This is a genomic window from Nonomuraea sp. AD125B, from assembly GCF_041402765.1.
Classification (GTDB): Bacteria; Actinomycetota; Actinomycetes; order Streptosporangiales; family Streptosporangiaceae; genus Nonomuraea; species Nonomuraea bangladeshensis.
The window spans coordinates 412,101-425,277 of the sequence record NZ_JBGLOU010000006.1 but is presented as its reverse complement, the minus strand read 5'-3'; the positions used below and the strand labels follow the sequence as shown (position 1 = coordinate 425,277).

The 13,177-nt window shown below is 71.1% G+C and carries 11 protein-coding genes, 4 tRNA genes and 1 riboswitch; of the genes, 9 read left to right on the top strand and 6 right to left on the bottom strand.

The window, feature by feature from the left end:
• Positions 1–20 precede the first annotated feature (20 nt).
• Positions 21–216, bottom strand: a riboswitch (cobalamin riboswitch).
• Positions 217–220: 4 nt separating this feature from the next.
• The 4 genes from ACBR40_RS18875 to ACBR40_RS18860 form a co-directional block, all read right to left on the bottom strand.
• A complete protein-coding gene (locus ACBR40_RS18875; RefSeq protein WP_371249556.1) occupies positions 221–1,180 on the bottom strand; it encodes a Bug family tripartite tricarboxylate transporter substrate binding protein in 960 nt (319 codons plus the stop codon).
• Between the two features lie 117 nt (positions 1,181–1,297).
• Positions 1,298–2,083, bottom strand: a complete 786-nt coding sequence (locus ACBR40_RS18870) for an SAM-dependent methyltransferase (protein ID WP_371249555.1) — start codon at positions 2,081–2,083, stop codon at positions 1,298–1,300.
• Between the two features lie 69 nt (positions 2,084–2,152).
• On the bottom strand, positions 2,153–3,973 hold the full coding sequence (gene glmS, locus ACBR40_RS18865) for a glutamine--fructose-6-phosphate transaminase (isomerizing) (protein WP_344211774.1): 1,821 nt from the start codon (positions 3,971–3,973) through the stop codon (positions 2,153–2,155).
• A 23-nt stretch (positions 3,974–3,996) separates the two neighbouring features.
• Positions 3,997–4,272, bottom strand: coding sequence for a hypothetical protein (locus ACBR40_RS18860; protein ID WP_091082922.1), 276 nt, complete (start codon positions 4,270–4,272; stop codon positions 3,997–3,999).
• Between the two features lie 172 nt (positions 4,273–4,444).
• Here ACBR40_RS18860 and ACBR40_RS18855 point away from each other — a divergent pair, with 172 nt between their 5' ends.
• The 6 genes from ACBR40_RS18855 to ACBR40_RS18830 all read left to right on the top strand — a co-directional run bounded on the left by ACBR40_RS18855 (position 4,445) and on the right by ACBR40_RS18830 (position 8,022).
• A complete protein-coding gene (locus ACBR40_RS18855) occupies positions 4,445–6,439 on the top strand; it encodes an N-acetylmuramoyl-L-alanine amidase (RefSeq protein ID WP_371249554.1) in 1,995 nt (664 codons plus the stop codon).
• Positions 6,440–6,531: 92 nt separating this feature from the next.
• A tRNA-Gly gene (locus ACBR40_RS18850) sits at positions 6,532–6,603 on the top strand.
• A 15-nt stretch (positions 6,604–6,618) separates the two neighbouring features.
• A tRNA-Cys gene (locus tag ACBR40_RS18845) sits at positions 6,619–6,689 on the top strand.
• Positions 6,690–6,738: 49 nt separating this feature from the next.
• Positions 6,739–6,810, top strand: a tRNA-Gly gene (locus tag ACBR40_RS18840).
• A 19-nt stretch (positions 6,811–6,829) separates the two neighbouring features.
• A tRNA-Val gene (locus ACBR40_RS18835) sits at positions 6,830–6,901 on the top strand.
• Positions 6,902–7,074: 173 nt separating this feature from the next.
• Positions 7,075–8,022: a hypothetical protein gene (locus tag ACBR40_RS18830; RefSeq protein WP_371249553.1), complete on the top strand. Its 948-nt coding sequence runs from the start codon at positions 7,075–7,077 to the stop codon at positions 8,020–8,022.
• 124 nt (positions 8,023–8,146) lie between these two features.
• Here ACBR40_RS18830 and ACBR40_RS18825 read toward each other — a convergent pair whose 3' ends face one another.
• Both ACBR40_RS18825 and pobA read right to left on the bottom strand, forming a co-directional pair.
• A complete protein-coding gene (locus ACBR40_RS18825) occupies positions 8,147–8,413 on the bottom strand; it encodes a DUF6401 family natural product biosynthesis protein (protein ID WP_344211779.1) in 267 nt (88 codons plus the stop codon).
• A 54-nt stretch (positions 8,414–8,467) separates the two neighbouring features.
• On the bottom strand, positions 8,468–9,655 hold the full coding sequence (pobA, locus tag ACBR40_RS18820; protein WP_371249552.1) for a 4-hydroxybenzoate 3-monooxygenase: 1,188 nt from the start codon (positions 9,653–9,655) through the stop codon (positions 8,468–8,470).
• An 80-nt stretch (positions 9,656–9,735) separates the two neighbouring features.
• On the opposite strand from pobA, the gene ACBR40_RS18815 reads away from it, so the two are divergent.
• The 3 genes from ACBR40_RS18815 (at position 9,736) to ACBR40_RS18805 (ending at position 13,074) form a co-directional block, all read left to right on the top strand.
• Positions 9,736–10,515, top strand: a complete 780-nt coding sequence (locus tag ACBR40_RS18815) for an IclR family transcriptional regulator (protein WP_371249551.1) — start codon at positions 9,736–9,738, stop codon at positions 10,513–10,515.
• Between the two features lie 76 nt (positions 10,516–10,591).
• Positions 10,592–11,521: an NAD(P)H-binding protein gene (locus tag ACBR40_RS18810; RefSeq protein WP_344211785.1), complete on the top strand. Its 930-nt coding sequence runs from the start codon at positions 10,592–10,594 to the stop codon at positions 11,519–11,521.
• Positions 11,522–11,625: 104 nt separating this feature from the next.
• Entirely contained in the window at positions 11,626–13,074 is a 1,449-nt protein-coding gene (locus ACBR40_RS18805; RefSeq protein ID WP_371249550.1) for a cellulase family glycosylhydrolase, read from the top strand.
• Positions 13,075–13,177 lie beyond the last annotated feature (103 nt).

Genomic DNA, 13,177 nt, shown 5'->3' with positions numbered 1-13,177 from the left:
GCCGGCCCTCCCTCGGGGCCATGGACGGTCACGTCGCGGGCAGGTCTTCGGGCTCGCGGGCACGCCTCATCGGCTCCTACTGGCCGTCGCTTCCCGGATCACTCCAGTGCTCATGACGGCGGTCGTTCCCGCTCACCGCTGCGGGGCAGCCCCGGAATCGCACCGGGTTCCCTTTCACTCCGCCCCGAGGGGCGAACCAGCGACGACCTGGATCCTACATCTAGTGGCCGTTCCCGCAACTGCCCCTACAGGTTGTGGCTCGCGCCGAGTTGATCAGCCCCAGGTCATGGAGCACGGCCCGGGTGCGCTCGACCTCGGAGGCCAGCCACAGCACGAAGTCGTCGCCGCCGAGCGGGATCGAGACCCAGCCGGCGGCGCGGCAGGCGGCCAGCCAGCGGGTGGAGGAGGTCGCCTCCTCGCACATGCGCACGGCCGCGTCGCGGCTCTCGTCCGGCATCTCTTCGGGACCGAAGGCGGCGGTCCAGTCGGTGAAGTCGACCCGTACGCCGGACTCCAGCAGCGTCGGCGCGTCCACTTCGGGCACCCGGTGGGCGCACGAGACCGCGAGCGCCCGGAGCCGGCCGCGGGCGAGGCCCTCCCGCCAGTCGGCGAGCGCCCCGGTGGCCGCCGCGGCCTTGCCGGACAGCAGGGCGGTCACGACCTCCTGGCTGCCGGGATAGCCGGTGTAGTCGACCTGACGGGCGTCGGCGCCGATACCCTTGGCGATCAGGCCGAACAGCAGGTGGTCGGGCGCGCCCTGCGGGCCGCCGGCCAGCGGCGTGGCGCCGGGCCTGGCCAGCAACTGGGCGGCGAAGCCCTCGAAGTCCTTGAAGCGGGAGTCGCCGGGCACGACCACGACCTCGACGTCGCCGGCCAGCCGGGCGAGGGGGGTGGCCAGGTCGAGCAGGGTCTGACCGTTGTTGAGCTCGGCGGCGGTCATCGCGGACAGGCCGCTCACGGTGACCTTGGTGCCGGTGCCGGTCTCGTACCCGGCGGCGCGGGCCGCGCCGGCGAGCGCCCGCCCGACCTCGCTCCAGCGGCGGGCGGCCGGGTTGATGACGAACCGCGCCCGCAGCCCCGATCGGCCGGGGCCGCCGCCGGCCTGCCAGGCGCCGCAGCCGCCGAGCACCGCCGTGCCGGACGCGGCCAGCAGGCTTGCCAGGAAACGTCGACGGCGCATGTGTCTCTCCCCCGAAGCTCCGCGAATCCCCCTTACCTACAGTTATTCACACATTACGCAGAGATACACATATAGGCGACACATCCCACCAGCCGAAATTTGGTGAAATGTCGCTTTTTAGGCGGAAGTGGAATGATCGATTTTCCGGGCCACGCCCGCCATGAGCGACGACGGCAGCGCCCAATCGCCCACGAGTTTCGGCCGGTCCGGCCGCCAGTCGACGGCCTGAACCAGTCCGGGCGGATCAAGGGAGAACTCGCCGAAGAAGCGCCGGATCTCGGACGGCCGCCGGTCCGCTCCCCCGCTCCCGGACGAGCCCCGGTAGCCGCGGGGGACCTCCTCGTCCCCCAGCCGTCCCATCGTGGTGGCGTGGCTGATCACCAGGAAGCTGCCGGGGACGACCCGCTCGCGCAGCCGGGCCACGGCCCGCCCCGGCTGGGCGGAGTCGGGCAGGAAGTGCAGGATCGACACCAGCAGGACGGCGACCGGCCGGTCCAGGTCGAGGAAGTCACCGGCCTTGGCCAGCACGTCGTCGGCGTCCAGCAGGTCGGCCTCGACGCAGACGGCCCTGCCCACGTTCGTGAGCAGGGCCTTGGCGTGGGCGGCCACGACGGGGTCGTGGTCGACGTAGACGACCCGGGCGCCGGGCGCCACCTCGTGCGCGCTGCCCTGGGTCGGCAGCCCGCTGCCCAGGTCGATGAACTGGTCGATCCCGGCGGCGGCGACGTAGCGCACGGCACGCTGCAGGAAGGCCCGGTTCGCGCGGGCCAGCGGGACCGCCTCCGGGACCAGCTCGGCGAGCTGCTCGATGGCCAGGCGGTCGACCGCGAAGTTGTCCGTCCCGCCGAGCATGTAGTCGTACATGCGTGCGAGATTGGGCCGTTGCTGGTCGAACTGCCGCACGTATCGAATTTATGCTGTCCGGCCCCAGATAACACTACCCAGAGCGAAATGTGGCTTAATTGGAGTCAATTACTCAACAGTAACGCTCTTGGCTAGATTGCGCGGCTTGTCGACGTCCCGGTCCAGCGCGACCGCGGCGTGGTAGGCGAGGAGCTGGAGCGGGATGGTGAGCAGGATCGGGTCCAGCTCGACCTCGTTCTTCGGGATCACGATGACGTCGTCGGCCAGCTTGGTGTCCGGCTCCCGGTGGCCGACCATGAGCACCTGGCCGCCGCGGGTGCGGATCTCGCCGAGCGTGGTGAGGTTCTTGTCCAGCAGCTCGTCGTCGGGGACGATCGCGACCGTCGGCATCTCGGGGCCGATCAGCGCGAGCGGGCCGTGCTTGAGCTCGCTCGCCGGGTAGGCCTCGGCGTGCACGTACGAGATCTCCTTGAGCTTCTGCGCGCCCTCCCTGGCCACCGGGTAGCCGCGCACCCGCCCGACGAACATCATGCTCGGGTGGCCGGCGTACTTGCGGGCCAGCTCGGCGATCTTGTCGCCCTGGGTGAGGATCTCGGCGATCTGGCCGGGCAGCCGGCGCAGGCCCTCCACGATGCGCCGCCCGTCGGCCGGCGACAGGTCGCGCACCCGGCCGAGGTGCAGCGCGAGCAGGGCGAAGGCGACCGCCGTGGAGGTGAACGCCTTGGTCGAGGCGACCGAGACCTCGGGCCCGGCGTGCAGGTAGATGCCGCCGTCCACCTCGCGGGCGATGGCGCTGCCCACGGCGTTGACGATGCCGATGACCCGGCCGCCCTTGCGCTTGAGCTCCTGGACGGCGGCGAGCGTGTCGTAGGTCTCGCCGGACTGGCTGATCGCGACGTAGAGCGTGTCGGGGTCCACGACCGGGTTGCGGTAGCGGAACTCGCTGGCCGGCTCGGCGTCGGCGGGGATGCGCGCCAGCTCCTCGATGAGCTGCGCGCCGATCTGGCCCGAGTAGTACGCCGACCCGCAGCCGATGATCTTCACCCGGCGGAACGAGCGGGTCTCGCGGGCGTCCATGTTGAGCCCGCCGAGGTGCGCGACATGGAAGCGCTCGTCGAGCCGGCCGGACATCGTCCTGGTGATCGTCTCGGGCTGCTCGGAGATCTCCTTGAGCAGGTAGTGCTCGTAGCCGCCGGTGTCGTAGTGGCCGGCGTCCCAGTCGACGGTCAGCGGCTCCTTGGCCGTCTCGCGGGCGTCGCTGGAGAAGGTGTGGAAGCCGTCGGCCTTGATCACCGCCAGCTCGCCGTCCTCCAGGTGCACGACCTGGCGGGTATAGCGGATCAGGGCGGCGACGTCGGAGGCGGCGAACATCTCCTTCTCGCCGATGCCGAGCACGATCGGGCTGCCGTTGCGGGCCACGACCACCTCGCCGGGGCGCTCGGCGTCGATGACCGCGATGCCGTACGTGCCGACGATGCTCTTCAGCGTCTTCCTGACCGCCTCCTCCAGGGTCTCGTTCTCGTCCACGGCGGCGGCGATCAGGTGGGCCAGCACCTCGGTGTCGGTCTCGGAGGCGAACTCGACGCCGTCGGCGACCAGCTTGGCGCGCAGCTCGGCGGCGTTCTCGATGATGCCGTTGTGCACGACCGCGATGCGCTGGTCGGCCGACAGGTGCGGGTGGGCGTTCTCGTCGCTCGGGACGCCGTGCGTGGCCCAGCGCGTGTGCCCGATGCCGAGCCCGCCCTTGAACCTGGCCGGCACGACCTTGGCCAGGTCGGCCACCCGGCCCTTGACCTTGCGGAGCTTCAGCCCCTTGTTGGACACCACGAGCCCGGCGGAGTCATAGCCTCGGTACTCGAGCCGCTGCAGCCCCTCCAGCAGGATGGGCGCCGCGTCCTTGGGGCCGACATAGGCCACGATTCCGCACATCGAGGTCTCCTCTGCGTTTCTGGTTATCCGTAGACGATCCTGCGGAGCTGCCGCAGTGACAGCTCGGGCGCGGCCACCCGGCGGCCGCGTAATTCGGCGGCGATCCTGGGGAAGATCTCGTCGTTGGTGTGTCCGCGCGCCTTGAGCTCGCCGTGGCGGCGCCGGACGTACTCCTCGGCCGTCTCGGAGAAGTAGGCCAGCACGTCGGCGACGACGCGCGCCGCCTCTCCCGGGCCGAGCGCGCTCGTCCGGATGAGGTGGGCGATGAGGTCCTCGTAGGGATGCCGTGCCGTGGACACAGAGGAGGACACTACGCATCTGGAACGAGGCACGCCAACATCCTGCCCGAAATCGGGCAGGAACTAACTCCTTCTCACGTCCCATCAGTAACACTGGCCCCGTCTGACCCAGCGCTTTCTGGGGAAAGCTACGGAGCGTAGTCACGTCGTGACGCGCTTCAGGGGGATGGACATGCACTTCTGGCTGGCCTGGCCGCTCTCGCTGCTCGCCGCCCTCACGCCCGCGGCCGGGCCCCCACGGGAGGCGCCGGCCGGGCGGCAGGGCGAGTTCGCCGCGGCGGCACGCGAGTTCGGGGTGCCGCAGAGCGTGCTGCTGGGGGTGGCGTACCTGGGCTCGCGGTGGGACGCGCACGAGGGGCGGCCCAGCACCGCCGGCGGCTACGGGCCGATGCACCTCGTGGACGCCCTCCCCGCCGGCGCCCTCGCCGTCGGCGACGCGCTCGGGGACGCCCGCGGCGACGAGACCCGGCCGATGCCGCCCCGGCCGGTGCACATGCTGTCCCCGCTGAGCGCCGCCGCGAGGCCGGCGCGCACGACGCTGCCCGAGGCCGGGCGGCTCATCGGCGTCACGCCCGCCCGGCTGCGCGACGACCCGGCCGACAACATCCGCGCCGGCGCGGCCCTGCTCGCCTCCTACCACGACAACCCGAGCACCGATGTGGACGCCGGGCTCGCCGGCTGGTACGACGCCGTCGCCCGCTTCTCCGGCGCCGACGACCCGGCCGCGGCGCGGCAGTTCGCCGACGAGGTGTTCGCGGTGATGAGGGAGGGCATGGTGCGGAGCACCGACGACGGGCACGTGGTGCGTCTCGACCCGGTGCCCGGCCTGCGCGTGCGGCGGTCCGACCCTCCGTACGACGAGGCCTACGCCGAGCTCTTCCCTGACCAGTACGACGACGCCGCCGAGCCCTCTCAGGATGACGACGTCGCCGAGCCGTACGACCCGGACAAGGTGACCGCCGCCTCGGGCCGCTCCTCCTCGGTGGAGTGCCCCGCCAGCCTGGCCTGCGAGTGGATGCCGGCCGCGCACAAGCGCTTCGGCAAGAAGGGCGGCAAGGACTACGGCAACCACGACCGCCTGTTCAAGACCCGGCACGTCGACTACATCGTCATCCACGACACCGAGGGCGGCTACGGGGGCATCCCGACCATGGTCCGCGACCCCAAGTACGTGAGCTGGCACTACACGATCCGCTCCCGCGACGGCCACGTGGCCCAGCACGTCAGGACCAACGACCTGGCCTGGCACGCCGGCAACTGGGACGTCAACACCCGCTCGATCGGCATCGAGCACGAGGGCTACCTGGCCAAGGGCGGGGCGTGGTACACCGAGGCGATGTACCGGTCCTCGGCCAGGCTGGTGCGCTATCTCGCGAACAAGTACGGCGTGCCGCTCGACCGGGCGCACATCCTGGGCCACGACAACGTTCCCGGCACCACTCCCCAGACCGTCGCCGGCATGCACGACGACCCGGGACCCTACTGGGACTGGGCCCACTACTTCGAGCTGATGGGCCGACCGCTGCGGGCCGCCAAGAACGGCGACTCGGTGCTGATCCGGCCGTCGTACGACGACAACCGCCCGCGCTTCACCGGCTGCGTCACCACGAAGGCGGGCAAGGACTGCCCGCCGCACGGCGCGTCCACGGTCTGGCTGCGCACGGCGCCGCGTGAGAACGCCTCCCTGGTCACCGACGTCGGCAAGCACGGCGGCAAGGCCAGCACGTACAGCGTGTACGACCACGCCGCCCGCGCCTCGACCGGCCAGCGCTACGCGGTCGCGGAGCGGCAGGGGGACTGGACGGCGATCTGGTACCTCGGGCAGAAGGCGTGGTTCCACAACCCGGCCGCGCGGCCGGTCGCCGTGCCCGCCAAGGGACCGCTGGTCACGCCGCTGCGGGCGGGCACCAGGGTGTACGGGCGGGCCTATCCGGAGCGGTCGGCGTACACGAGGGCGGCCGCGCAGCCGCTGACGCCGCTGCAGTACCGGATCGCGCCGGGGCAGACGTACACGGTGGGCGACACGATCACCGGCTCCCACTACTCGGCCGGGGCCTTCAGCCCGTCGCGGCACGTCACGACGACCGGCACCATCCGCTACCACCAGATCCAGCTCGGGCACCGGATCGCGTTCGTCATGGCGAAGGACGTGCGGTTGATCCCGTGAATTTTCGCCGCACGGGCCGCCGAGTGCGCACGGGCACTCCGCGGAGACGATATGGTTTTCCCGTGGCCCGGAGCACGTAGCCTGGGGTTCACGCGGAAGTGGCTCAGTGGTAGAGCATCACCTTGCCAAGGTGAGGGTCGCGGGTTCGAATCCCGTCTTCCGCTCGGAGTGTGACTCCTGGTGGAGTGGCCGAGAGGCGAGGCAGCGGCCTGCAAAGCCGTCTACACGGGTTCAAATCCCGTCTCCACCTCGCTGAACGGCGGACCCGCCAGGATCCGCTAAAGTAAAGGCAACGCCATGCGGAAGTGGCTCAGTGGTAGAGCATCACCTTGCCAAGGTGAGGGTCGCGGGTTCGAATCCCGTCTTCCGCTCTGAGTTCCAACTCAATACGGACGATTAGCTCAGCGGGAGAGCGCTTCCCTGACACGGAAGAGGTCACTGGTTCAATCCCAGTATCGTCCACCCTCATCGAAAGGCCCCGCCGACCGCGGGGCCTTTCGGCGTTCCGCGCCTCAGTGCCGATTTTCGCCGTACCATCTGGGCGATTTGTCGGGTCATGAGAAGTTTTGATGTCTCTTTGCGCATGCGCCGTCGCTCTCCGGGTAGCGCCGTGGCACTCCCCGGAGGAGGAAAACGTGGACATCAACATAGGCCAGGGCCTCACCGACGCCTGGCGATCAATTGCGACGTTCGTGCCGAGGCTGGTCGCGTTCGTGGTGATCCTCATCATCGGATACCTCATCGCCAAGGCCTTGGAGAAGGTGGTCGACAAGATCCTGCAACGGGTCGGCTTCGACCGCGCGGTGGAGCGCAGCGGCGTGCGCCGCTGGCTGGAACGCAGCAAGTACGACGCCAGCAGCCTGCTGGGCAGGATCGTCTTCTACGCTATCGTGCTGGTCACCCTGCAGATAGCCTTCAGCGTCTTCGGGCCGAACCCGATCTCGGCGCTGCTCACCGGCGTGGTCGCGTGGCTGCCCAGGGCACTGGTCGCCATCGTGATCATCGTGGTGGCGGGCGCGATCGCCAAGGCCGTACGGGACATACTCAACGGGGCGCTCGGCGGGCTGTCGTACGGCGGCTGGATCGCCACCGCGGCCGCCGTGTTCATCTGGGCGCTCGGCATCATCGCCGCGCTCAACCAGATCGGCGTGGCCACCACGGTCACCACCCCGGTGCTGATCACCGTGCTCGGGACGATCGGCGCCATTCTCGCCATCGGCATCGGCGGCGGCCTGATCCGGCCGATGCAGCAGCGCTGGGAGCGCTGGCTGAGCCGGATGGAGTCCGAGGCTCCGCAGGCCAGGGCGCACGCCGAGGCCTACCAGCGCGGGCGGCGGGACGCCGCCGCCATGAGCGGCGAGGAGACCGCGCCCATCGGCGCGGCACCGGGCGCGACGGCCGCCGGCCGGCCGGGCACGCCCCAGGGCGGGACGTCCGCGTCTCAGGGCGGGATGTCTCAGCCTCCGGGCGGGACGTCCGCGCCTCCGAGCGGGATGTCTCCGCCTCCGGGCGGGATGTCCCCGCCTCCTGGCGGCAGGTCCCGGCCTCCGGGGCCGCACCGCTCCGACATGCCTCCGGACTGACCTCTCCGAGAACGGCCCGCCGCCCGGCACCGCCCACCCGCCCGGAGCGACGGGCGCATCCCGCCGGCCGGCCGCCGCTGTGGACCAGCACGCGGCCGGCCGGCGGGAACCCCGGGCAGGACGTTCAGGCGGGGAGCTCGTCGCCCAGGAAGCCGTGCTCGCGGGCGAGCCAGCAGACCGCCGTCAGCCGGAGCGACGGCTCGTCCAGCTCTCCGGTGAACACCCAGCCGCGATGGCGCAGCTCGTCGACGAAGCCGAGCAGGTAGTCGCCCAGCGTCTCACGGTCGATGGGGATCGCCTCCCGCAGCTCGGCTGCGTGCTGGTCCACGGCGGCGACCAGTCCGGGCTCGGTGCCCAGGCGGGCGAGCTGGGAGTCGCCCAGCGCGTTCATCAGCCAACGAAGGGGCGAAGACGCCCAATTATCCCCAAAGACCACCAAAACACCTTAAAGCACGTTTAGGCGTGAGTCATCGGGGAACGGCAGCCCGACGTAGTTCTCCGCGAGCGTCGTCGCCGCCGCCTCGGACGAGGTGACGTAGTCCAGGTAGGAGAGCTGGAGCCGCCGCCCGTAGGCGTCCTCGTCCTCGAACGTGTGCAGCAGCGTCGTCATCCACCACGAGAAGTGCTGCGCCCGCCACACCCGCTTCAGGCACGCCTCCGAGTAGCCGTCCAGCAGGGCGGTCGAGCCGTCGGCGAAGTACGCGGCCAGCGCCTCGGTCAGCACCCGCACGTCGGCCACCGCCAGGTTGAGCCCCTTGGCCCCGGTCGGCGGCACAATGTGGGCGGCGTCCCCGGCCAGGTAGAGCCGGCCGTACTGCATGGGCTCGGTCACGAACGAGCGCATCGGCGTGACGCCCTTCTCCGTGATGCGGCCGGTGGTGAGCGTGAAGCCCGGCACGCTCTCCAGCCGGACCCGCAGTTCGTCCCAGATCCGCTCGTCCGGCCAGTCCTCCACCCGCGTGTCGGCGGGGACCTGGAGGTAGAAGCGGCTGACGGCAGGCGAGCGCATGCTGTGCAGCGCGAAGCCGCGGTCGGTCCTGGCGTAGATCAGCTCCTCGGACGAGGGCGCGACGTCGGCCAGGATGCCCAGCCAGGCGAACGGATACTCCCGCTCGAAGACGGTCAGGACGCCCTCGGGGACCGACTGCCGGGACACGCCGTGGAAGCCGTCGCAGCCCGCGATGACGTCGCAGTCCAGCCGCTCCCCGTCGCCGAAGGTGATGTACGGCTCCGACTCCAGCGAGTGCGGCACCACGTTGTCGACCTCGAAGCGCACGTCTCCCCCGGCCGCCAGCCGCGCCGCGATGAGGTCCTTGACGACCTCCTGCTGCCCGTAGACGGTGATCGCGCGGCCGGGCACCAGCTTCTCGAAGGCGATGCGGTGGCCGGCGCCGCCGTACCGCAGCTCGATGCCGTGGTGCGGCAGGCCCTCGCGCTGCATCCGCTCCCCGACGCCGGCCTCGATGAGGGTGTCCACGGTGCCCTGCTCCAGGACGCCGGCCCGTACCCGCCGCTCGACGTAGTCGCGGCTGCGCCGCTCCAGCACCACGGAGGAGATGCCCCGCAGGTGGAGCAGATGAGACAGCAGCAGGCCCGCCGGGCCCGCGCCGATGATCCCGACCTGAGTTCGCATGACCGAAGCATGCTGCCTCGTCCCCCTTCGGCGGGAGGGTCGGCTTCCGTCCAGTGGAATCCTGATGCAGGCTTTACCCCATGGCAGGAGGATCCAAGGAGCCGGGCCGGACCGTGACGTCCAAGGTGCTGGCCCTGCTCGGGGCGTTCGACGCCGCGCACCCCCAGCTCACACTCACGGAGCTGGCCCGGCGCGCCGGCGTCCCGCTGAGCACCGCGCACCGGCTGGTCGCCGAGCTGGAGGAGTGGCAGGCGCTGGCCCGCGACCCCGACGGACGGCTGCGCGTGGGACTGCGGCTGTGGGAGCTCGGCCAGCTCGCCCCCGGCCGGCTGGTGGCGCTCGCGCATCCGTGGTTGCAGGAGCTGTTCGGCACCACCGGCGAGAACGTGCACCTCGCCGTCCGCGACGGCATGGAGGTGCTGTACGTGGACAAGGTGTACGGCCGCCGCGCCGTCCCCATCGTCTCCAGGACCGGCGGCCGGCTGCCCATGCACCCGACCGGCGTCGGCCGGGCGCTGCTGGCCCACGAGCCCGACTGGTTCGTCACGTCGTACCTGGCCCGCACGCTCGAACGGCCGACCCCGCACACGATCACCGAGCCGGGCCGGCTGGCCAGGGAGCTCGCCGCGGTGCGGGCACAGGGGTACGCGCTCACCTACGAGGAGATGACGCTCGGCTCCTGCTCGGCCGCCGCGCCCGTCCTGGTGGACGGGCGGGCCATGGCCGCGCTCGGCATCGTGCTGTCCTCGCGCCGCGCCCGCGAGCTGCCCCGGCTGGTCGAGCCGCTGCTGCGCGTCGCGGGACGGATCGGCCGCGCCTTCGCCGACCCTCCGGCCGCCGGCGAACGGCCGGGCCCCTGAGCGTGGTGGCGGTGTTTTCTACCCCTGACATGCGAAGACATGTCAGACCAGGGCAATCGGGGGTAGTGGGGGCCGCATGCGGATTCTGGTCACGGGAGCGACGGGCATGCTGGGCAGGGCCCTGGTGCCCGCGCTGGTGAAGGCGGGTCACCAGGTGCGGGCGCTGAGCCGTACCAGGAGGGAGAGCCGCGGCAACGTCGAGTGGGTGTGGGGCGACCTGTTCTCCGGGCACGGCGTCCCGGAGGCCCTGGCCGGCGTGGACGCGGTCGCGCACCTGGCCACCAGCGGCCGCAGGGGACGCGGCGCTGCCGACATCCCGGGCACCCGCCGGCTCGTCGCAGCCGCCCGCGAGGCCGGGGTCGGGCATCTGCTGCTCACCTCGATGGTCGGCGCCGATCGGGCTCCGGTCGGCTATCTCGGGTACAAACTGGAGGCCGAACGCCTGGTCGCCGCCGGCGGCCTCGGCTGGACCGTGCTCCGCAGCACCCCGTTCCAGCAGTGGCTGCACCGGCGGTTGCGCGACTACGCCGCGCTGCCGGTGCTGCCCGTGGATCCGACCGTGCTCATGCAGCCGGTGCACACGGGCGAGGTCGCGGCACGGGCGGCCGAGCTCATCGGCGGCGAACCGCTCGGGACGGCGGTCGAGTTCGGCGGGCCGGAAGTGCTCGACCATGCCCTGCTGGCCCGTACCTGGTGCCGTCTGCGCGGGCTGCGCCGGCTCTGCCTGCCGATGCGCTTCCCCGGCCGGCTGTACGCGGCCCAGCGCGCCGGCGAGCTGACCACGGACGCGACGCCCAGCGGCACGATCACCTGGGACGACTACCTGTCGCCGCCCGCGACGGCCCGCGCCGCCCGCTGGGGCGGCTCGGCCGCCTTCCCCGACTCCGACGACTTCGCCTCCGAGCACACCGCCTCCCCCACCAGCCCGGCCACGCAGCCGGAGCAGGACCCGGACGTGCACGTGTACGGCGGCGACGACGGCTACGAACGTCCCACTCGCGGCTGACGCGATCTTTTCTGACACTTTGGGCCTTGCGTCAGGGGCGGCGTCAACTTATGCTGCGCCGCAAATTAGGAAACTTTCCTAACCTCGAAGATTAGGAGTCGTACGTGAGGCGAAGTGCATGGGCGAGCATCCTGACCGTCGTGGCCGCGATGGCGTTACCGCTGGTTGCACCGTCCGGCGCGGGCGCGGCCACGGCGCGGCAGGCGGCGGCCGACCCCCTGGTGTCGCAGGGTAAGGCCGTGACGGCCTCCTCGACCGAGGCCGCCGGCCTGGAGCCGGGCAAGGCGGTCGACGGCAACCCGGCCACTCGCTGGGCCAGCGCCGAAGGGGTGGACCCGCAGTGGATCCGGGTGGACCTCGGCTCCGCGCACAACCTCTCCCGGGTCCGGCTGACCTGGGAGGCCGCCCACGCCACCGCGTACCGGGTGCAGACCTCCCCCGACGGCTCCACCTGGAGCGACGTCTACTCCACCACCAGCGGCGACGGCGCGGTCGACGACCTCACGGTCAGCGGCGCCGGCCGCTACGTCCGGGTGTACGGCACCCAGCGCGGCACCCCCTACGGCTACTCCCTGTGGGAGCTGGAGGTCTACGGAACCCCTGCGAGCAGCGGCGGCGGCACCCCCGTACAGGCCAACGGCCAGCTACGCGTGTGCGGCGTCAAGCTCTGCAACCAGAACGGCAAGCAGATCCAGCTCCGCGGCATGAGCAGCCACGGCATCCAGTGGTACAGCCAGTGCCTCAACACCGCCTCACTCGACGCGCTGGCCACCGACTGGAAGGCCGACGTCCTGCGCATCTCGATGTACATCCAGGAGGACGGCTACGAGACCAACCCCCGGCTGTTCACCGACCGCGTCCACTCCCTGATCGAGATGGCCACCGCCCGCGGCATGTACGCCATCGTCGACTGGCACATGCTCGACCCCGGTGACCCGATGTACAACCTCGGCCGGGCCAAGACGTTCTTCACCGAGATCGCCCAGCGGCACGACAACAAGAAGAACATCCTGTACGAGATCGCCAACGAGCCCAACGGCGACGCCGTCACCTGGTCCGTCATCCGCGACTACGCGCACCAGCTCATCCCGGTGATCCGGCAGCACGACCCCGACGCCCCGATCCTGGTCGGCACCCGCGCGTGGTCGTCGCTCGGCGTCTCCGCCGGCGCCGACGAGACCGAGATCGTGAACAACCCGGTCAACGCCGCGAACATCATGTACACGTTCCACTTCTACGCGGCCTCGCACGGCACCGCCTACCTGAACACCCTGTCGAGGGCCGCCGACCGGCTGCCGATCTTCGTGACCGAGTTCGGCACCCAGAGCGCGTCCGGCGACGGGGCCAACAACTTCACCAGGTCGCAGCAGTATCTCGACCTGCTGGCCCAGAAGAAGATCAGCTGGGTGAACTGGAACTTCTCCGACGACTTCCGCACGGGCGCCGTCTTCACCCCCGGGACCTGCCCGAACGGCTCGTTCGCCGGCACGGGCCGGCTGAAGGAGGCCGGCGTCTGGATCCGCGACCGGATCCGCACCGCCGACGACTTCTGACGCCCAGGAGTGCGCGGCGAGGGCGTCCCGCACCCGCACGCGGGACGCCCTCAGCCACGCGAGGGACGCCCGCAGCCACACCCGGGACGCCCGCGACCGTACT